Origin of the sequence: Lutibacter sp. TH_r2, assembly GCF_033101135.1 — a bacterium.
Taxonomy (GTDB): Bacteria; Bacteroidota; Bacteroidia; order Flavobacteriales; family Flavobacteriaceae; genus Lutibacter.
Map to the genome: position 1 here is coordinate 169,569 of NZ_JAWMPV010000001.1, position 21,750 is coordinate 191,318.

A 21,750-nucleotide genomic window follows, 5' to 3' on the forward strand; every position below is an offset into this window, starting at 1 on the left:
GACGAGATTTGTTCTACAACTTAAAATATTTTATATAGGTGTTTAAATCTTTATCACCTCTACCCGATAGATTTAGCACAACAATATCTTCTTTTTTGAATTCTTTTTGAGCAAAAATAGCCAATGCGTGTGAACTTTCTATGGCAGGAATAATTCCTTCCAATTCACACAATTCCAATCCAGCTTTCATAGCTTCATCATCTGTAATTGATAGAAATTCAGCTCGTTTACTTTCACATAAATGTGCGTGTAAAGGTCCAACTCCTGGATAATCTAATCCTGCAGAAATTGAATAAGGTTCTGTAATTTGACCGTCTTTTGTTTGCATTAACAATGTTTTACTTCCGTGAATAACACCTTCATTTCCTAAAACACTTGTTGCTGCACTTTCTCCAGAATCAACACCTAAACCTGCGGCTTCAACTGCTATTAACTTTACGCTTTCTTCATCTAAATAATGATAAAAAGCTCCAGCGGCATTACTTCCACCACCAACACAAGCAATTACATAATCAGGATTTTCTTTTCCTTCTTTTTCTTTTAATTGCCATTTTATCTCTTCAGAAATAACAGACTGAAAACGCGCAACCATATCTGGATATGGATGTGGACCAACCACTGAACCAATAATATAATGTGTATCTACCGGATTGTTAATCCAATCTCTAATAGCTTCATTTGTAGCATCTTTCAAAGTTCTACTACCCGATAATGCTGGAACAACAGTAGCTCCTAACATTTTCATTCGTGCAACATTTGGAGCCTGACGTGCAATATCAATTTCGCCCATATACACAATACATTCCAATCCCATTAAAGCACAAACTGTAGCTGTAGCAACACCGTGTTGCCCTGCTCCTGTTTCAGCAATAATTCTATTTTTACCTAGCTTTTTTGCCATTAAAATTTGCCCAATAGTATTGTTTACTTTATGTGCACCTGTATGACATAAATCTTCGCGTTTCAGATAGATTTTTGTACTGTATTTTTCAGACAAACGTTTTGCAAAATACAAAGGTGTTGGCCTACCAACATACTCTTTTAGCAATTCATCAAATTCCTTTTTAAAAGAATCCTCTTGCATTATTTTTAAATAATTCTGACGTAGTTCTTCTACATTTGGATACAACATTTCTGGAATGTAAGCACCACCAAACTGGCCGTAATATCCGTTTTCATCTACAAAATAACTCATTATAAATTTTGTTTAAATTCTTTAATATCTTTTATATTTTTCAATGCTGGTTCAATTTCAAAACCACTATTTATATCTATTCCTGCAAAAGCTTTATGTGAAATATTTTTAATTTCAGCAGCATCTACTTTTGCTATTCCTCCACTTAATAGAAATGGAGTTTCTCCTTTATAATTATCTAATACTTGCCAATTAAACTTAACACCGTTACCACCATATTCTTTTCCTTTGGTATCAAATAATAAATAATCACAACATTTTTGATATGCTAATGTTTTAGAAAAATCAAAGTTATCATCTACTGAAAATGCTTTGAAAATTTCAACTGGTCTAATCATTAAAACCTTTAATTCCTCGCAATAATCAGGAGATTCGTTTCCGTGTAATTGAATTGCATCTAGTTTATTTTTTTCTACAATTTCTATAACTTCATCAAAAGATTCATTTACAAAAACTCCTACTTTTTTTATTTCTGAAGGAATTTCTACTTGTGGAAAATCTGAAACAAAACGCTTCGATTTACCATAAAATATAAAACCCATATAATCTGGTTTTAATTTTACTAGTTCCGAAATATTTTCGGCATCTCGCATTCCACAAACTTTAATTTTCATTTTCTTTTTGTTATTACTTTTGTCATACCTGCGTAGGCAAGTATCTTTACAATCACTTCGACTCCGCTCAGTGACCAACTATTGACTTATGATTAAGCAGAATCTAAATCCTATTTACCCAATTTTATTAATAAATTCTTGACAAGCTAAACCTGGATCTTCAGTTTTCATAAAGTTCTCACCAATTAAAAAACCTTGAAAACCATATTCTTTTAATCCAGTAATAATCCTTGGATCACTAATTCCACTTTCTGAAACCTTCACACAAGTATCTGGAATTTTACTAGCCAACTCAATAGAATGCTCTAAATCAACCTTAAAAGTTTTTAAATTTCTATTGTTAATTCCAATAATTTTATTGTCTGCATCTATCTTCTCCAACTCTTCCTCGGTATGAATTTCATACAACACATCTAAACCTAAATCTTCAGCTAATTTTCCGTAATTTTTAAGTTCTTCTTTAGTTAAACAAGCTGCTATTAATAAAATAACATCTGCTCCAATAGCTTTTGCTTCAACAATTTGAAAACCATCTACAATAAAGTCTTTTCGTAAAATTGGAGTAGTTTCATTTACTGTTCTTGCTTTCATTACATCCATTATGTTACCGCCAAAAAACTCTGTATCAGTTAAAATAGATTGAGCAGCTACATTTGCAGATAAATAACCATTAGTTACATCAACTATATCAGCTTGATCATTTATAATACCTTTTGAAGGAGATTTACGTTTGTATTCTGCAATTATTCCTGTTGAACCAACACTTAATAAACTCTTTTTTAAAGACAATGGAACTCTTTGGAAATTAGGACTTTTTACTAGTTTTTCAACTTGAACTTCTTTTCTTAACTGCGCAACTTCTTGCTTTTTATGTGCTATTATTTTTTCTAGTATCGTCATTCTACACTTAATATTTAATACGTCACCCTGAACTTGTTTCAGGGTCACATCACAATTTTAAAGTTTCTAATTTAGGGTTTGTTTCCTTTATTAAATTCACCTTCCAATCGTGATGCCAATTTTTTAATTGTTTTTCTCTTTTTATAGCTTGGTTAATATCACTAAACTCTCCAAAATAAACCAAATCTTTTATATTATACTTTGCTGTAAATTTAGAACCAACTCCTTCAATATGTTTTATAATCCTTGAGTTTAAATCTCCTGTTATACCGATATAAAATGTTGTTCTATATTCATTTGCTAATATGTACACATAACTTAACTTCATTTTGGATGCGATGCTGAAACAAGTTCAGCATGACGATTTAACTAACTAATTTCTTTAAACTTTCTTTTGCTTTTAATCCTAATAATGAATCTTTTGCTTCTTCAAAAGCTGTTTCAAAACTCTTATTAGTATCAAATGTTTTTAATGCAAATACTGCATTTGCTAAAACCACATTGTTTTGTGCTTCGGTTCCATTTCCATCTAAAATTGAAATAAATATTTTTGCTGCTGCTTCAACAGAATCTCCTCCAAATATTTCAGACTGTTCTAACCTTCTTAAATTCAAATCTTCTGGTGTAATAAACTGCTCATTATCTTTTGTAAACAACTTAAAACCACTTGTTAACGAAATTTCATCGTAACCATCTAAACTATGTACAATTCCATAATTTTGAGTGGTTTCTTGTAACAAATAATTGTACAATCTAGCAACCTCCAAATTAAAAACTCCAACCATTTGGTTTTGTGGATTACTTGGATTTACCAATGGTCCTAACATATTAAAAAAGGTTTTTATACCTAATTCTCTTCTAGTTGGCCCAACAGCTTTCATTGCCGGATGAAATAAAGGCGCGTGCAAAAAACAAATATTTGCCTTCTCCATTTGGCTTTTTAAAAGGTCTTCATTATTTGTAAATTGATACCCTAAATATTCTAACATATTAGATGATCCACTAACTGAAGAAGAACTATAATTACCGTGTTTAGCCACTTTATTTCCTGTACCTGCAACAATAAATGAGGTTAATGTTGAAATATTGAAAGTGTCTTTTCCATCACCTCCAGTTCCACATAAATCAATTGTATTAAAATCTGATAAATTCACTTTAACAGACAATTCCAATAAAGCTTCTCTAAAACCTGCCAATTCATCAACAGAAATTGGTCGCATTAAAAACACCGTTAAAAATGAAGCTATTTGAGAATTATTAAACTTTTCTGCTGCAATTTCTATTAATATAGATTTTGCCTCTTCTTTTGTTAAGCGCTGTTGTTGAAATAATTTATTAAGTATATTTTTCATTGTAAATTCTTTTTAAAGAAGAGATTGCCACAGTTATACCTCCTTAGCAATGACAGTTATCTTTTATCTTTCTTCTATTTTCTCTACGCTATATATTTTATTTATTTGCATTAATAAAATTACGAACCATTTTTTCACCTGTTGGTGTTAAAATTGATTCTGGATGAAACTGTACTGCACTAATATTATATTCTTTATGCTGAATACTCATAATATCTCCAAATTCATCTTCGGCAGTTATTTCTAATTCAGCAGGAAAACCTTTTTTTGAAGCGATCCAAGAATGGTAGCGTGCAGCTTCAAATTCTGCAGGAAAACCATTATAAATTACAGCATCTTTTTTAGTAATGTTCATAGTTGTTGCCACACCGTGAAAAACTTCATCCATATTTTCTAAACTACCTCCAAAAACTTCAGTTATTGCTTGTAAGCCTAAACACACACCAAAAATTGGTTTTATACCTGCGTATGTTCTAATAACATCTTTTAAAATTCCAGCTTCATCTGGAATACCAGGACCTGGCGATAAAATTATTAAATCGTATGCATTTATTTCTGAAATTTCAATTTCATCGTTTCTAAATACCGCTGGATATTCTCCTGTGATATCTTCAACCATATGAACTAGGTTGTACGTAAATGAATCGTAATTATCTAATATTAATATTTTCATTGTTCTTTTTATTGTTTCACCCGTCATTCTGAATTTATTTCAGAATCTTTTCATTAATAATGATGAGACCCTGAATCAAGTTCAGGGTGACGAAAATTCATTTTAAATTTTCTCTGCTAACGTTAATGCTTTTTTCAAAGCAGCTAATTTGTTATTTACTTCTTGTAATTCGCCTTCTTCCGTAGATTTCATTACAATTCCTGCTCCAGCTTGGTAATATAATTTGTTGCTTTTACTTACAAAAGAACGTATAGCAATTGCTAAATTTACACTGTTATCTAAACCTATAAAACCAACTGCTCCACCATAAAAACCACGAGTTTGGTTTTCATATTTGTCAATTAACTCCATTGCTTTAAATTTTGGTGCTCCACTTAAAGTTCCTGCCGGAAAAGTATCTCCAACAATTTTAATTGCTTCTCCTTTTGGCTTTCCTTGAACTGTTGAAACTAAATGAATTACGTGACTAAAATATTGTACTTCTTTAAAAACCTCAACATTTACATTGCTAGCGTGTTTACTTAAATCGTTTCGCGCTAAATCTACCAACATTACGTGTTCTGCAGTTTCTTTTTGATCGTTTGAAAGTTTTTCACCCAACAAAATATCCTTTGCCATATCACCAGTTCTTCTAAAAGTCCCAGCAATTGGATTGATGATTGCTTTTTCTGAATCAATTTTAATTTGAGCTTCAGGCGAAGAACCCATTAATTTAAAACTTCCGTAATCAAAATAAAATAAATATGGTGAAGGATTTATAGAACGTAATGCTCTATACACATTAAAATCATCACCAGAAAATGATTGTTGAAACTGACGCGATAATACTAATTGAAAAACATCACCTCGTTTACAATGCATTTTTGCTTTAGCAACATTATTTTTAAAATACTCATCGGTACAATTTGAAGATTCTTGCCCTTCCATTTCAAATTTATACAAACCGTAAGTTCTAGAATTAATTAAAGTTTGCATTTCTTCTATTCTAGAATCTTCACCTTCTTCAATATTTTCAATTAAGGTTAATTCATCATTAAAATGATTGATGACAATAATAAAACGAAAGAAACTGAACTGTAAATCTGGAATTTCAGAAGGTGCTTTTTCAGCCTTCAATTTTATGGTTTCAAAATACTGAATTGAATTGTATGAAATGTATCCGTAAAATCCGTTGTACGATTTTATTTCATCACTACAATCAACAGCTACCGTACTTTTATAATCTTCAAAAATTGAATAAAAATCTCTATTAATTTCTTTCCTATCAAGCTCTTGATTTTTATAACTATATGTAAACGTATTTTTATCGGCCTTTAAAGTAATTATAGGGTCGGCACAAATAAATGTGTAACTTTCCTCTTTACTGTGATAATCTGAACCTTCTAACAACAAACTATTTGCGTATTTGTCTCTAATTTTAGAGTACAAACCAACCGGTGTAACCGTATCAGATAGTTGATGTTTAGAAATTGTTTTAAATTTTAGTTTTTCCATTTTGTTGCATAAAAAAAGACTTATCGCGAGATAAGTCCTTTATGTTTTATATTATTTTTTAAATATAACAGGTGTCTCGCTTATTGTATAAGAGAGTTCCACCACCAAGTTGTATTTAAATTTCTATTTATCATTATTTCACAAATTTAACATACATTTTTGATTGTGCAAACTATTCATTAAAAAAATAATTTATTAAATTTGATAAAAACCGATATATGAAAACTTTACAAAAAATTACAATATTAATTATATTATTATCAACTATTATTTCTTCAGCTCAAGAAAAATTAAAAGGAAATAGAGAAGTTACTTCAGTAAATAGAGATATTTCAGATTTTTACAAAATTGAAGTAATTGATAATTTAACAGTTGAACTGGTTTATGATGATAATCAAGAAGTGATAGTAAAAACCGACTCTAATTTACAAAACGCTGTTTTAACTGAAGTTATTAATGGAACTCTAACTATTAAAACAAGTTCTAAAATAACTAGAAAAAAAGAACTAACTGTTATTTTAAAAGTAAATAATAACTTAAAAGAGATCTATGCTTATAATAATGCTAAAGTTATTTCAGAAAACTTACTAAAAATAGATTCTTTAACAATTAACGCGTTTGATAATTCTGATTTTGAGTTAAAATTAAATTCGACTATTGTGGATGTACAAGCAAAAAAAACCAGTGATTTAAAAATTGATATGCTTTGTAATACTATTAACGTAAGATGTGAAGAAAACAGTGATTTAAAAGGTAATTATACTGTAAAAAAGGCTACTGTTGAATTAATTGATAAAGCTTCAATGAATTTAAGTGGTAACAGTGACAATCTTTACATTGAAACTTCAGGGAATTCAACTTTTAAAGGGCGTGATTTTGAAGTAAAAACTGTTGAAGTTAAAAGTTCAAATAATTCTGATGCTTATATCAACTGTACAGAAGCTATTAATATTTATTCAAATAACAACTCTGAAATTTACATTTATTCAAATCCTAAAATTACAATAAGTGAATTTTTCGACAAAGCTTCCTTATATAAAAGGGAACTCGATAAAAAATTATTCTAATAATTTTTTTAAATATTTATTAGAATAAACTCAATATTTGAACTGCAATTATTAATAATACCATTGCAATTGGATATACAGTTGCATATGCAATTGCAGGAGCATCGGTATCAACCATATTATCTACAGTTGCTAAACCAGGAGTACTTGTCATACTTCCTGTTAAAGTACCCAATAATGTTAAAAGATTTATATTCATAAAATAACGCGCAGCAATTGTAGTAATTAACATTGGAATTATCGTAATTAATATTCCATATAAAAACAGCTCCATACCATATTCTAAAAATGTTTCTACCAAACTAGAACCTGCATTTGTTCCAACAGCTGCTAAAAAGAACAATAACCCTAATTGGCGTAATAATTGATTCCCTGCACCAGTCATAGTCCACATTATAGGCCCTGTTTTACCAGTTCTACCTAATACTAAAGCTACAAATAAAATACCTCCTGTTAAACCTAAACTAAACGAAAAATCTCCCATGTTTACACTTAACTTTCCAACTAAAACACCTAAAATAATACCTGCTGCAATTGGTAAAAAATCTGTATTTGAAAGTTTTCTATCATCATCACCAAAAATTCTACTTACATGTCCCATATTAGCCTTACCACATGCAATAATTAATTTATCACCAAATTGTAATTTTGTTGAAGGGCTTGGAGAAATATTAATACCAGATCTTCTTATTCTAGTAATTGTTGCTCCATAAGTATTAAAAATATTCAATTCTCCTAAAGTGTTCTTTACAACATCCTTATTAGTTACTAATACAGATCTTACGTCAAATTGTGGGTCTTTTGGTATTTCTCTTTCTTTTTCTTCTGAACCAATTAAAATTTGAACTCTTTCTAAAGCACTTTCTGTACCAACTGCACGAATTAAATCTCCTTTTTGAAAAACTAAATCTTTTGTTGGAACTATTACCTTATCTCCCTGCATAACTCTAGAAATAACAGCCTTGGTCATAAAACGAATATTTAATTCGCCTAATGATTTACCTATTACATTTTCGTTTTCTACTATAAAATATTTACGAATTATTTCAGGGTATCCAGCTTTTAAATCGTTTTTATATTTTTCTTCTTCTTTTAATAAGTTAACACGAAGAATTTTAGGTAAAAAACTCACAAATAAAATAACTCCTATAACTCCAAATGGGTAACCAATACCATAACCAATTGAAGCTAATGGTGAACCTGTTGCGTCAATTGCTGCTGCTAATCCAGGTGTACTTGTCAAAGCTCCATTTAATAAACCAATTGCTAAACTTTTATCTATACCAAAGAAATAGTATACGCAAAATGTAATTATTGAAGCACTAAAAATTAAAATAGTAGCTAAAACTCCTAATTCCCTTCCGTTTTCTTTAAAAGATTCAAAAAAACTAGGCCCAGCTTGTATTCCTATAGTAAATATGAATAATACCAATCCAAAATATTGAAAATCTTTAGGTATTTGAATTCCATAATGCCCAAAAACAAGCGCTACAAATATAACTGCAGAAACATCTAATGAAATTCCTTTAATTTTTATTCTTCCAACAATAAAACCAATTAAAATAATTAATAATAAAGCAAAGTAACTATTAGTAAGTAATTCCATTTTTTAAAATTTTTATTATGCAAAATTATAATGCTTAAAACTATAATAGGCTAATAATTTTTAAAAGTTACGAAATCGATTAACCTTGATTTAAATCATAAAAAAGCTCAAACCTTTGGCTTGAGCTTTTAGTATAGTAAAATATTATATTTATTAAATTAACGATCCTAAATAACGTTCAGCATCTAAAGCAGCCATACAACCTGTACCAGCAGCTGTTACAGCTTGTCTATATTCTTTATCTTGTACATCTCCAGCTGCAAAAACTCCAGGTAAGTTTGTTTTAGTAGATTTACCTTTAGTTATTAAATATCCTGTTTCATCCATATCTAATTTACCTTTAAATATATCGGTATTAGGTTTGTGACCAATAGCTACAAATACACCAGTTACATCAATTACTTCTTTTGCTCCTGTTTGGTTGTTAACTGCTCTAACGCCTTCAACAACATTAGATCCTAAAACTTCATCTATTTCAGTATTAAATTTAACTTCAATATTAGGTGTTTTTTTAACTCTATGCTGCATAGCTTTTGATGCTCTCATATAATCTTTTCTTACCAGAACAGTTACTTTATTACAAATATTTGACAAATAAGTTGCTTCTTCTGCAGCAGTATCTCCTGCACCAACAACAATTACATCTTGTCCTTTATAAAAGAAACCATCACAAGTAGCACATGCAGAAACTCCACCACCAATTAAACGTTGCTCACTTTCAATTCCTAAATATTTAGCTGTAGCACCTGTTGAAATAATAATAGTATCTGCTTCAATTTGTGTAGTACCATCTACTGTTACTTTATGTATTCCTCCAACTTTATCACTAAAATTCACTTCAGTTATTAGTCCAAATCTTACTTCTGTTCCAAAACGTTCAGCTTGATTTTTTAAATCTTCCATCATAGCAGTACCATCTGTACCTTTTGGGTATCCTGGAAAATTATCAACCTCGGTAGTTGTTGTTAATTGACCTCCCATTTGCATTCCTGTATACATTACAGGCTTTAAATCCGCTCTAGATGCATAAATAGCCGCAGTATACCCTGCAGGTCCCGAACCAATTATTAAGCATTTAATTCTTTCTATATTTTCAGACATAATAAAATAATTTTTTCAATTTTAGAAGTACAAATTTAGGGCAATTGATTGTATTAAAATACCTTTGTTTATAATTTTTTATAATGAAGCAATAAGCTTTAGTAATAGAGTTTACTTTTAGCTAAAACACTACATAAATAAAGCGTATTTTTGTAATTATATTATTTCCTATGAATATTAAAAACACCATAACTTCTCAAATAGAGTTAGACAAAATACTAAAAACAAATGAAGCTGTTCTTCTGTACTTTAAAACCAACTCGTGTGTTGTTGGGGAAGCTGTTGAACCTAAAGTTTATAAATTAATTCAAACTAAATTTCAAAAAATAAGTTGTTTTAGTATAGATATGAATCAATCGCCTAAAATTGCTGCAAACTATTCAGCCTTTGTTGAACCTACTCTTTTAGTTTTTTTTGATGGCAAAGAGACCATTAGAAAAAGTAGAAGCTTTAGTATTTTTGAGATTGAAGAAGCAATTAAAAGACCTTATTATTTAATTTTTGAATAATTGCTTGTATAAATTATTTTTAGTTTTATATTTGCAGTCCGAAATTATTCGGGGTGTAGCGTAGCCCGGTTATCGCGCCACGTTTGGGACGTGGAGGCCGCAGGTTCGAATCCTGCCACCCCGACTAGTCTAAATTTAGACTACAATAAACACTGATTATCTAATGATAGTCAGTGTTTTTATTTTATAGATGTTTTTATTTGGAAATAATTGACAATTTTTAATATCGAAAAAAGGTTTTTACTTGTAATTAGATTAAAGTTAAGGTTATTTTTTTTAATTCATTTCTACTCATAATCAAGAATCACTTACAATCTAAACTTTAAAAAAAATAAAAACATACTGAAATTCAACTATTTAACAACTAAAAAAAAAACACATTATAAACTACCCATTTTTTAAAGTTGTTTTTTCATTTTAGTAGCTTCAAAATTTTATTGAAAAAATATTAAAAAAATATTGCAGAATTGTTTTGTTTTTATAAATTTGCCTCGCTTTAAAACTAAAGCTATTGCCGATGTAGCTCAGCTGGCTAGAGCAGCTGATTTGTAATCAGCAGGTCGTGGGTTCGAGTCCCTCCATCGGCTCTAAAAACCTTATCAATTTGATAAGGTTTTTTTATTTTATGTATACTTTACTTTTAGCTTCATTAAAATAATTTTTCAACTATTTATTTAAAAAAATAAATAAATCCGTTTCCTAAATATTAAGAATGCTTAAATTTGTCCAACTAAACAATTATTTATGCTAATTTTAGGTATTGCAGGAGGAACAGGAAGTGGTAAAACTACTGTTGTAAATCAAATTTTAAATGAATTACCAGCTGATGAAGTTTGTGTAATTTCTCAAGACAGTTATTATAACAAAACATCAGGATTAAGCTATGATGAAAGAACAAAAATTAATTTTGACCACCCAAAGGCTATAGATTTTGACTTATTAGTGGAACACATTTCAGAATTAAAATCTGGTAAAATAATTGAACAACCTGTATATTCTTTTGTAACACACAACAGAGTTGAAGACACACTAATAACGCACCCTAGAAAGGTAATTATTGTTGAAGGTATTTTAATTTTTAATAGCAAAAGGCTTCGAGATTTATTTGATATTAAAATATTTGTACATGCTGATACTGATGAAAGATTAATTAGAAGAATTAGAAGAGACATTACAGAAAGAGGAAGAGATGTAAATGAAGTTTTAAATCGATACCAAACAACTCTAAAACCAATGCACCAACAATTTATTGAACCTACAAAAAACTACGCTGATATAATTATTCCAAATGACCGTTACAATACCGTAGCTGTTGATATAGTTAGAACTGTTATTAGTAATAAACTTTAAAATGACATTTAAGCAATTTAGAAATAAACCAATTGTAAAAATTCTTACAAATCCATATTTATTAATACTGTTTGTATTTATAATATGGATGGCTTTTTTAGATGAAAATTCGTACTTAAATCATAGAGAGTTTAATAAAGAAATAAACGAACTTAACAACGAAAAGGAGTATTACCAATCTGAAATTAATAAAGATAAAGAGCTAATTAAAAAATTAGAAAAAAAAGAGGAATTAGAAAAATTTGCAAGAGAAGAATATAAAATGAAAAAGGAAAACGAAGATATTTATTTAATTGAGTACGACACTTTAAAAAAGTAACTAAACAAAAGTTTTCATATTAACACACATAGTTCATTTTAAACACCTAAAATATGAGCAACTTTTTTACTGATGATTTTCAAAAGTTTTCTGCAGCCGCTTGGAAACAAAAAATTCAATTTGAATTAAATGGTGCTGATTACAACAAAACACTTCTAACAAATACAAGTGAAGGAATTACAATTAAACCATTTTATCATATAGATGAGTTTGAAAAATTAAAAATTCCAACAACAACCGAAAACTATAAGGTTTGCCAAAAAATACACATCACTTTAGAAAACGAAGCCAATAAAAAAGCAATTAATGCTATTAATAAAGGTACAACTTCCTTAAAATTTATATGCAAGCAAAAGTTTAACATAGAAAACCTGTTTAAAAACTTATTAGGTAAAAAAATTGAATTTCATTTTCAATTAGAATTTTTATCTAAAGATTTCATTTTAAAATTAGCTAGCTATTTAACCAATGAAATTGTATATTACAATATTGATATTATAGGAAATTTAGCTAAAACAGGTAATTGGTTTACAACATTAAATAACGATTTTGAAAATGTTGAAAAACTACTTGCAACAAAAAATTTAATAAGCGTAAATACCACTATTTATCAAAATGCAGGTGCAAATACAGTGCAACAAATTGCGTATGCGCTCGCTCACGCAAATGAGTATTTTACTAGATTTGGTGGAGAAATAGCAAATAATATTCAGTTTAATTTTTCTATTGGAAATAATTTCTTTTTTGAAATTGCAAAAATCAGAACCTTTAGATACCTATATCAACTACTATTAAGTGAATACAATATAAGTTGTGATGCAAAAGTTTTTGTTGAACCTAGCAAAATCAGTCAAACTAATTCAATATTAAATAGTAATGAGTTTATAATTTCAACCGAGCTAATAAGTTCAATTTTAAGTGGAGCAGATACTGTTACAAACACTGAAAACAACTCAAAATTATTACAAGATTTAATTAACAAAAATAACCTTCAAAAAATACCTACAGGTTCTTATTATATAGAATCTATAACAAAACAACTTGCAGAAAAAGCCTTAATTATTTTTAAAGATATTGAAAAAGGTGGTGGATTTTTAAAACAATTAAAAGAAGGAATTATTCAACGAAAAATAAAAGAAAACTCAATAAAAGAAAACCTAATTCCTCTAACAAATAAAAATAAAGTTACCCGAAAAACATTAATTATTCCCATAACATCTAAAAGGCTGAAAAATGAAGCGTAAAAATTTTTCACACCTAAAAATAAAAGTTCAAACAGAAAAAACTAATCACTTTAAACACGAGGGGTTTATTGCTGGCACACCTCCTTTTTTAAGAGGAAATCACTCTTTTACAACAACAAATTCAAACTTAAATCAACATACTATCAATCAGATTTTTCCTTATGATATAAATGAGATTAACACAACAAAAAACATTGTAAATGAAAAACCTATTTTACTTACAAATCAACATGAATTAAATTCAGAACTCCAAATTGCTCAATTACTATTAAAAGCATCTACTATACTTAAAAATAACATATCTAATAAAATTAAAATTGATGCTATAGCTCCAAAAATTCATATAGGTTGGAAAACAACAAACAACTTAATTTCCGAAATTGGTAAAATTAGAGCAACCAGAATGCTTTGGGCAAAAATAATTCAACAATTTCAACCAAAAAATCAGAAATCTTTAGCGCTTGAAATTTTTATTACCAATCAAAATTTCACTTCATACTTAATAGCTTTAACTAGCGAGGCAAAGGTTTTTAACCCAAATATTGAATTGGTTTCTTATATTAAAAATACAACTTTCATCACTAAAACCATCGATCCTTTTGCTGGCTCTACAGTAATTGAAAAATTTACTGAAGAATTCTACACAAAAACATGGGATTTGTTTTTAAAACTTAATTCAAACAAATAAAATCAACTTTCAATATTTCTTTTAAAATTGGAAAATACTATACAATCTTTATAAATTTTATAAGAATAGCTGCAGAAAAATATTTATTTTAGAGGTAATTTTTAAATTCAAAACCAACAAACACACTAATAATTATATTATGTCAGCAAATTATTTTAAAAAATACCCAAATCAAGAAGGGTTTTATAAAGAATATGGTGGAGCTTTTATTCCTCCACATTTAGAAGAGGAAATGAAAAAAATTAACGATGCTTACTTTGCAATTAGTAAATCTCATAAATTTATTTCTGAACTTCGAGATATAAGAAAACATTTTCAAGGAAGACCTACACCCGTTTATCACTGCAATAGATTATCACAAAAATATGGTGGCCAAATTTATTTGAAACGTGAAGATTTAAATCATACTGGAGCACATAAATTAAACCACTGCATGGGTGAAGCGTTGCTTGCCAAACACATGGGAAAAAAGAAATTAATTGCAGAAACAGGCGCTGGACAACACGGTGTAGCTTTAGCTACAGCTGCTGCCTACTTTGGGTTAGAATGTGAAATTCACATGGGAGAAGTTGACATTGCTAAAGAGTATCCAAATGTTCAACGAATGAAAATATTAGGAACAAAGGTTATTCCTGCAACTCACGGATTAAAAACATTAAAAGAAGCAGTTGATAGTGCTTTTGAAGCTTATTTAAAAGACCCTATAAATTCAATATATTGCATAGGATCTGTTGTTGGACCACATCCTTTCCCTATGATGGTTAGAGATTTTCAACGTATTGTAGGTATAGAAGCAAAAGATCAGTTTTTTGATATGACTGGAGAATTACCAGACAATATAGTAGCTTGTGTTGGTGGCGGAAGTAATGCAATGGGTATTTTTTCTGCATTTTTAGAAGATGAAGAATGCAAATTATTTGGTGTTGAACCGGCTGGAAAATCTCTTGAAAAACTAGGAGATCATGCAGCAACTATGACTTTAGGAAAGCCTGGAGTTATTCACGGTTTTAAATGCTATTTACTACAAGATGAAAAAGGAGAACCTGCTCCTGTACACTCTATTGCTAGTGGTTTAGATTACCCTGGAGTTGGTCCCGAACACAGCATGCTAAAAGATCTAAATAAAGTTAGCTATAATAGTATCACCGATAAAGAATGTATTCAAGCATTTTTTGAATTAAGCAGATTAGAAGGAATTATTCCTGCTTTAGAAAGTGCTCATGCAGTTGCTTTTGCTATGAAATTAGCCAAAGCAAACCCTAAACAATCTATTTTAGTTAATTTAAGTGGTAGAGGTGATAAAGATTTAGATTTTGTTATTGAAAATTATGGAATACCTGAATAATTATTCAACTTATAAAAAAACCCTGTAATTAAAATTACAGGGTTTTAACACAAAATTTATTAACTTTTACTAAAAGTTCACTTGAACTCTTGCGTTTAATATTCCAACATTTTCATCTAACGGGTAGTTAATATTATCTACATCCATTACACTATAATTTAATCGGAACATAATATGGTTATTTACATAGTAATTTATAGCTGCACTAATTGTTTCTGATTTCCCTCCAGCAATACTCTTATTTCCAACACCACTTAAAGCTGCTGCATAATCTGATGACCCGAAAGAACCATTGAAATAAGTCCCATCAATATCATTCAAATTGGTATTATCATAACGAACTAAAAACTCATAAGTTCCAGGTTTAGGTCTATTTATATAAGCTGTAGATGAATTATAAGAATACTCATCACCTAAAAGAAAACCTGCTTGCACATAAAAAGCTTCAGTTGTAATGTCTGTTAATTCACCATACCAAGATGGGTAATCATCTGGTGATGTTGGCCAAGCGTAAGTAACATAATATGATGGACCATCTTTCATTAATTCAGAAATATAATCTTCATCTCTTGTAACATTAGATCTTGTATACTCCCCTTGTAAAAGAAATGATTTTGCTAGAACTAAAGTTTGAAAGTTAATTTTTGTTTCATTTTGTGCACCTTCAATTTCTGCATCTAAAAATAAGTCTTCTGGACCTGCTGTTAAAATTACTTCCCTGTTATAATCATCATCATTTAAATCACTACTAAATCCATTAGCTTCCGGTTTACGGTATGAAAACGATGCTCCAACCTGCCAAGTTAAATTTTCCTTTACAATTGGAGTATACGCTAACTTTGTAGTTGTGCTATACCCTTGATCACCCGTGTTATCGTTACCTACAGAACCTGCAAATAAACCTGTAGCCCCATAAAACTTATCTGTGAAATAAGAATAACCAACTCCTATTCCTCTACCAATACCAAAAGCTTGAGTAGCGTTAGAAGCACCAATAAAACGAAGCTCTTTACTTGAAGCAGCTCCTTCAAGACCAAATGGTTCAATAAAGTTACCTATTGTAAAAATACTATTCTCTTTTTGAAAATACTTTAAAAAAGCATCTTTAACACACACTTCTTCATTACCAAAACTAACATTAATTTTAGTCAGCCATTTACCCCATCTTACAGTAGTTCCAAAACGAACATCACTTATTGAGGCGTCAGAACTTAAATCAGTTACATCATCAAAATAATGTACACCATCCATATAAATTCTTCCATTAAAACCAACTTGAATTTCATTTTCAGGTGAAGATAACATAACACCTTCATCACTTACACTAAGTAATGATTTCTTTTCTTGACCTATTGCGCTTGTTAAAACTAAACCTATAGCTAACAATGTTAAATATATTTTTTTCATAATATGATTTCTTGTAAATTTTTTAATATCCTAACTCGTCTAACACTTCTTGAGCTGTTTTATTAGCTCCTCTACCATAGTACTCTAACGATAAATCTGTTAGGTTTGTAAAACCTCCATCTATAAACATATTTTCGTTTACATCGTAACTATAATCTCCAACAACTTCACGATCAGGATCATCAAAACGTGATACACCACCATAGTAATAATCACCATTGTATTTTCTTAATTGATCTTCAGTATCAAATGAGTATGCATGAACAATCATTCCTGCTCTATGATACATTTCATTCATCCAAGGCTCTGTTAAATCATCATAATAATTAGGTGAACCAGCTATTGATGGTCCTGCAATATGACAATTGTATTCAACTGAAAAATTAATAAACTCCGCTAAAGATTCTAAAGTATTGCTTGGTCTAACATAACCTGAACTTTCGCTTAACCATAAAAGCATACATTTTGGTATGCCTGGTAAAGCAGTCTCTAACTTAACAATTGATTCTCTAGAAAAAGATTGTAAAATAAAACGACCATTTGTATAAGCTACTTTACCTTCATCTCCAGAAGGCGCTTCTAGTAAAGTTCCAGGACTATTAATATTCCATCCTTGTTCTGTTAAAAATTCCGCTAAATCATCTTCCATACCACCAAACAAATAAGGTTCTTTTGTTTCAGCATAAATCCCTGGTCTATTTCCATTATCTAAAGGATCTAATTCCATTTCATATAAACCTTTCCAATCTGCACCGTCATTTAATTTAACAGGATTTCCATCACTATCTCTTTTAATACGATATCCTTGAGCAATCATAAGCACCTCTTCAAGTGTGCATATTTTTTGATTCTCAAAAGATGACCTTGCATTTTCTGGTTCATCTTCATTAAACCAGCTTCCAGCATCTAACTCTCTTAATTCAGCAAGTGTAAATGCACTTACAGGTAAATCTTCGCTACCAGGAAAAACACTCTCAATATTCGATGTTCTTCTAAGATTACCATCATGAAGTGCCAATAAAAATCCATCTTCTGTTCTTTGTAAATCTAACTCTAAATAATCAGCACCCATATTTCTTGCCCATCTAAAGGCTGCTTCAGTTTCTTCAGGGGCCCAAAAAGTTGAACCTCGATGAGCTATAATTGCATCATCCATAACATAATCCCTAACTTGTTTAGCCTCTGCACTTAATTCACCCAATTCAATGTCTTCATAATAATTGTATTCATTGTAGTCTTTTGTGTCATCTTCACACGCTACAAAACCAAGGCAGAGAACTGCCAAAGCTCCAACTAGAGCTTTATTTAAACTCATTTTGTTCATTTAATTTAATTTTAAGGTTAATTTGTTTTGATTAACTTTTTTTAATATTCTATATATTTAGTATTCACTTTAATTAAGAATGTATTCCATTGTGCCCTTTATTCTCTTGTCTCCATGCAATTCCTATTAATAAAATAGAAACAATACAAGCTCCAATCAACACTATAAAACCACCAGACCAACCCCATTGATCAACAACAGCTCCCATAGCAATATTTGCAAATAGAGCCCCTCCTAAATAACCGAAAAGACCGGTTAAACCTGCTGCAGTACCTGCAGCCTTTTTTGGAACTAAATCTAAAGCATGAACCCCAATTAACATTACTGGTCCATAGATTAAAAAGCCTATACATATTAAAGCAATTGAATTTGCTAAAATTGAATCACTTGTCCAGTACATAAATACAGAAAGCATTACTAATAGCATATAAATAATACTTACTGGAGCTCTTTTTCCTTTAAAAACTTTATCACTTAAATAACCACACAATAAAGTACCTGGAATACCAGCCCATTCGTAAGCAAAATATGCCCAACCAGACTCTTGAATAGAAAAACCCTTACTTTCTTCTAGATATAATGGTGCCCAATCCAACACTCCATACCTCACCAAATACACAAAAGCATTTGCAAAAGCTATTGACCATAACAATTTATTTTTAAGTATATATTTGAAAAATATATCTTTTGCAGACATTTCTTCTTCGTACTTTTCAGAATAATTATCAGGAAAATCATTTTTATACGACTCAATATTTGGAAGCCCACAAGATTGAGGAGTATCTCTAACAAGAAGCCAAGTAACTATTGCTACCCCCAAAGCAATAAATCCAGGAAAATAAAGTTTCGCATGCCAATCAGCAAAAATAGCCACACCTAAAATAGCTAAAGGTCCAATAATTCCACCTCCAACATTATGCGCCACATTCCAAATAGACATTTTGGTTCCTCTTTCTCGTATTGAAAACCAATGCACCATAACTCTTCCACAAGGAGGCCATCCCATACCTTGAAACCAACCATTTAAAATTAACAATACAAACATTATTAAAATGGATGAAGTTGCAACAGGAAGTATCCCCATAATAATCATTGTAAAAGCTGAAAGAACTAAACCTGCAGTTATAAAATTACGCGCATTACTCCTATCCGAAACATTTCCCATTAGAAACTTACTCAATCCATAAGCAATTGAAACTCCAGATAATGCAAACCCTAATTCAGTTTTAGAATAACCTTGAGCAATTAAATCTGGCATTGCAAGAGAAAAAACTTTTCGAACTAGATAATATCCAGCATATCCTAAAAATATACCAACAAACACCTGCAACCTCAACCTCTTATAATTTGAATCTACTAAATTTTCTGGAAGCAACTTTTTATGTGCTGCTGGTTTAAATATATTTAACATTTTATAATTGTTTATTAAATTATTTTTTTGAATTAAATTATACAGAAATAGACTTTTAAAAATCCCAACTACACAAACCCTAAAACGTTTTCGTAACTAAAGTTTAATGTTTTCTGAAATGAATGCTCAAATATACAATATAATGAAACAATACGAAACATATTTTAAATTATTATTCTATTTTATGATAATTATCATGCTATTTCAAAACTAAAAGTAATTTTACGAAAGTTAAACGAAACCTTTAAAACCAACAAGCTTCGTTTATATACAAATACAACGAAGCTTGAAACCAAAAATAGTCTAGAAACAACTTATAAAGCCATTCCTTTATCAAATACTTAATTTAATATGTAATTCATAGTTACATCTAGGTAATTTTTAACTTGGTTTTCTTCCCAGTCTTTACTCTCACCAAGTTCTTTCGCCATAATTTCAGCAACTTTTGGAGCCATTTTTACACTCTCTCTAGCATCTAATAACTGACAACGTGTTCTTCTTGCTAAAAAATCTTCAACCGTTCTAGCCATCTCGTTTTCAACTGCCCACACTACCTGGCCTTCAATAACTTTTAATGTTGAACTTATTTCAGATTCTAAATTATTTTCCTTTGCTAATTTCTCTATTTTTTCTTCATCAGAACCATAAAAATATAATGGGTTTTGATGATCTACATTCTCTTTGTACCCGTGTATTTTCAAATGCTTTGTTTGCGTAGAAATATGAACCCAATCCTGCATTTTTTCAGCTTTATCAACTAAATCTTCTCCCATTTTTCTATAAGTAGTCCATTTACCACCAACCATAGTTAACAATCCAGAATCTGAAGTAAATATTTTATGACTTCGAGAAATTTCTTTTGTTTTTTTACCTTCTCCACTTGGAGCTGCTAAAGGGCGCAAACCCGCAAACACACTTAACACATCGCTACGTTTTGGAGGTTTATTTAAATAACGACTTGCAGTTGCTAAAATAAACTCTATTTCTTGCTCTAAAGCTATTGGCTCTAAAGACTCTTTATCTATAGGCGTATCTGTAGTACCAACCACCACTTTATTATGCCATGGAACTAAAAACAACACTCTTCCATCATCTGTTTTAGGAATCATAATAGCATCATTACCTGATAAAAATGACTTATCTAACATTAAATGCACACCTTGACTTGGCGCAATAGTTTTTCTAGCTCCAGGAGAATCCATTTGTAAAATGTCATCAGCAAAAACTCCAGTTGCATTCACAACTTGTTTTCCTTTTAACTTGTATTTTTTACCAGACTCTTCATCGGTAAAACTTACTCCTTGAATTTTACCTTCAGCACTTTTAATTAAATCTGTTACGTTGCAATAATTTAAAACTACAGCACCCAATTCAACTGCACTTTGCAATGTATTAATTGCTAATCTAGTATCATCAAATTGACCATCATGATACTCAACACCAGCTGAAATTTTATCAGCATTAATTGTTGGCAAACGTTTTATAGTTTTAGCTTTTGAAATTCTTTTAGATCTACCTAAACTTAACTTACCCGCTAACAAATCATAAAATGTTAATCCAACTGTATACTGCAATTCATCAAACAAACCATGAGTTGGAATTATAAAAGATTGATCCTTTACTAAATGTGGTGCATTTTGAGCAAGTAAACCTCTTTCAACAACAGCCTCTCTAACCAAACCAATATCTCCTTGTGCTAAATACCTAACACCACCGTGTACTAATTTGGTACTTTTACTAGAAGTTGATTTAGTAAAATCTGATTTTTCAAGTAATACAACAGAATACCCTCTAGCTGAAGCTTCAAGCGCAATACCAATTCCTGTTGCCCCACCTCCAATAACAATAAAATCGTATTCTTTAGAATTTTTCTCAATTTTATGGATCATTTCACTTCTTTTCATGACTTCAATATTTTTATTTTATATTTTTTGACTTTTCTTTATGATGTAAATTTATATTTTTTTCAAAACAAAACGAAACTTTTTGAAACCTTTTTGTGTTATTTTTTAATTACCTTATATTTCACAAGGCTTTATTAGTGATAATTTTACTGCTAAAAAAGGGTTTTTAAGGTAATTTTAAACATATACACGTAAGGATTTATACAAAAACGAAACTAAAAAGTCGAGGAAAGTAAAATTTTTGAAT

General features: G+C 30.0%; 20 protein-coding genes and 2 tRNA genes. 9 read left to right on the forward strand and 13 right to left on the reverse strand.

What is annotated here, in order from left to right:
• Window positions 1–13 precede the first annotated feature (13 nt).
• From trpB (R3X25_RS00830) to R3X25_RS00860, 7 genes are all read right to left on the reverse strand, one after another.
• Window positions 14–1,195, reverse strand: a complete 1,182-nt coding sequence (gene trpB, locus R3X25_RS00830; protein WP_317670896.1) for a tryptophan synthase subunit beta — start codon at window positions 1,193–1,195, stop codon at window positions 14–16.
• Complete coding sequence (locus R3X25_RS00835; protein WP_317670898.1) at window positions 1,195–1,809, reverse strand: phosphoribosylanthranilate isomerase; 615 nt, start codon at window positions 1,807–1,809, stop codon at window positions 1,195–1,197. The genes trpB (R3X25_RS00830) and R3X25_RS00835 overlap by 1 nt, the downstream gene beginning before the upstream one ends.
• A 114-nt stretch (window positions 1,810–1,923) precedes the next feature.
• Window positions 1,924–2,709, reverse strand: a complete 786-nt coding sequence (gene trpC, locus R3X25_RS00840) for an indole-3-glycerol phosphate synthase TrpC (protein ID WP_317670900.1) — start codon at window positions 2,707–2,709, stop codon at window positions 1,924–1,926.
• Between the two features lie 49 nt (window positions 2,710–2,758).
• Window positions 2,759–3,037 carry a GIY-YIG nuclease family protein gene (locus tag R3X25_RS00845; RefSeq protein WP_317670902.1) on the reverse strand — a complete coding sequence of 93 codons (279 nt, stop codon included), beginning with the start codon at window positions 3,035–3,037 and terminating at the stop codon, window positions 2,759–2,761.
• Between the two features lie 37 nt (window positions 3,038–3,074).
• On the reverse strand, window positions 3,075–4,061 hold the full coding sequence (gene trpD / locus R3X25_RS00850; RefSeq protein ID WP_317670904.1) for an anthranilate phosphoribosyltransferase: 987 nt from the start codon (window positions 4,059–4,061) through the stop codon (window positions 3,075–3,077).
• A 97-nt stretch (window positions 4,062–4,158) separates the two neighbouring features.
• Complete coding sequence (locus R3X25_RS00855) at window positions 4,159–4,734, reverse strand: aminodeoxychorismate/anthranilate synthase component II (protein ID WP_317670906.1); 576 nt, start codon at window positions 4,732–4,734, stop codon at window positions 4,159–4,161.
• A gap of 102 nt (window positions 4,735–4,836) precedes the next feature.
• The gene (locus R3X25_RS00860) at window positions 4,837–6,228 is read right to left on the reverse strand and encodes an anthranilate synthase component I family protein (RefSeq protein WP_317670908.1); all 1,392 of its coding nucleotides are present in this window, start codon (window positions 6,226–6,228) and stop codon (window positions 4,837–4,839) included.
• Window positions 6,229–6,446: 218 nt separating this feature from the next.
• Between R3X25_RS00860 and R3X25_RS00865 the strand changes: the two genes are divergently transcribed.
• Window positions 6,447–7,295: a GIN domain-containing protein gene (locus tag R3X25_RS00865; RefSeq protein ID WP_317670910.1), complete on the forward strand. Its 849-nt coding sequence runs from the start codon at window positions 6,447–6,449 to the stop codon at window positions 7,293–7,295.
• Between the two features lie 19 nt (window positions 7,296–7,314).
• On the opposite strand, the gene R3X25_RS00870 is transcribed toward R3X25_RS00865, so the two are convergent.
• Window positions 7,315–8,901, reverse strand: a complete 1,587-nt coding sequence (locus R3X25_RS00870; protein ID WP_317670912.1) for an aspartate:alanine exchanger family transporter — start codon at window positions 8,899–8,901, stop codon at window positions 7,315–7,317.
• 153 nt (window positions 8,902–9,054) lie between these two features.
• Window positions 9,055–10,002: a thioredoxin-disulfide reductase gene (trxB, locus tag R3X25_RS00875; protein ID WP_317670914.1), complete on the reverse strand. Its 948-nt coding sequence runs from the start codon at window positions 10,000–10,002 to the stop codon at window positions 9,055–9,057.
• A 170-nt stretch (window positions 10,003–10,172) separates the two neighbouring features.
• Here trxB and R3X25_RS00880 point away from each other — a divergent pair, with 170 nt between their 5' ends.
• From R3X25_RS00880 to trpB (R3X25_RS00915), 8 genes are all read left to right on the forward strand, one after another.
• Window positions 10,173–10,511, forward strand: a complete 339-nt coding sequence (locus tag R3X25_RS00880) for a thioredoxin family protein (RefSeq protein WP_317670916.1) — start codon at window positions 10,173–10,175, stop codon at window positions 10,509–10,511.
• Window positions 10,512–10,560: 49 nt separating this feature from the next.
• Window positions 10,561–10,635: transfer RNA gene (locus tag R3X25_RS00885), tRNA-Pro, on the forward strand.
• Between the two features lie 389 nt (window positions 10,636–11,024).
• Window positions 11,025–11,098, forward strand: a tRNA-Thr gene (locus R3X25_RS00890).
• A 157-nt stretch (window positions 11,099–11,255) separates the two neighbouring features.
• Window positions 11,256–11,861, forward strand: coding sequence for a uridine kinase (gene udk, locus R3X25_RS00895; protein WP_317670918.1), 606 nt, complete (start codon window positions 11,256–11,258; stop codon window positions 11,859–11,861).
• A 1-nt stretch (window position 11,862) separates the two neighbouring features.
• A complete protein-coding gene (locus tag R3X25_RS00900; RefSeq protein WP_317670920.1) occupies window positions 11,863–12,180 on the forward strand; it encodes a septum formation initiator family protein in 318 nt (105 codons plus the stop codon).
• A 53-nt stretch (window positions 12,181–12,233) separates the two neighbouring features.
• A complete protein-coding gene (locus R3X25_RS00905; protein ID WP_317670922.1) occupies window positions 12,234–13,424 on the forward strand; it encodes a methylmalonyl-CoA mutase family protein in 1,191 nt (396 codons plus the stop codon).
• Window positions 13,414–14,112, forward strand: a complete 699-nt coding sequence (locus R3X25_RS00910) for a methylmalonyl-CoA mutase family protein (protein WP_317670924.1) — start codon at window positions 13,414–13,416, stop codon at window positions 14,110–14,112. Before R3X25_RS00905 ends, R3X25_RS00910 begins: the two co-directional genes overlap by 11 nt.
• Before the next feature lie 139 nt (window positions 14,113–14,251).
• Window positions 14,252–15,457 (forward strand): tryptophan synthase subunit beta, encoded by a 1,206-nt coding sequence (gene trpB, locus R3X25_RS00915; protein ID WP_317670926.1) that lies wholly within the window; start codon window positions 14,252–14,254, stop codon window positions 15,455–15,457.
• Window positions 15,458–15,526: 69 nt separating this feature from the next.
• Here trpB (R3X25_RS00915) and R3X25_RS00920 read toward each other — a convergent pair whose 3' ends face one another.
• The 4 genes from R3X25_RS00920 to R3X25_RS00935 all read right to left on the reverse strand — a co-directional run bounded on the left by R3X25_RS00920 (window position 15,527) and on the right by R3X25_RS00935 (window position 21,503).
• Window positions 15,527–16,864 (reverse strand): OprO/OprP family phosphate-selective porin, encoded by a 1,338-nt coding sequence (locus R3X25_RS00920; RefSeq protein ID WP_317670928.1) that lies wholly within the window; start codon window positions 16,862–16,864, stop codon window positions 15,527–15,529.
• 22 nt (window positions 16,865–16,886) lie between these two features.
• Window positions 16,887–18,179: a glycerophosphodiester phosphodiesterase family protein gene (locus R3X25_RS00925; RefSeq protein ID WP_317670930.1), complete on the reverse strand. Its 1,293-nt coding sequence runs from the start codon at window positions 18,177–18,179 to the stop codon at window positions 16,887–16,889.
• A gap of 82 nt (window positions 18,180–18,261) precedes the next feature.
• Entirely contained in the window at window positions 18,262–19,599 is a 1,338-nt protein-coding gene (glpT, locus tag R3X25_RS00930) for a glycerol-3-phosphate transporter (protein ID WP_317670932.1), read from the reverse strand.
• Between the two features lie 341 nt (window positions 19,600–19,940).
• Window positions 19,941–21,503, reverse strand: coding sequence for a glycerol-3-phosphate dehydrogenase/oxidase (locus R3X25_RS00935; protein ID WP_317670934.1), 1,563 nt, complete (start codon window positions 21,501–21,503; stop codon window positions 19,941–19,943).
• Between the last annotated feature and the right edge of the window lie 247 nt (window positions 21,504–21,750).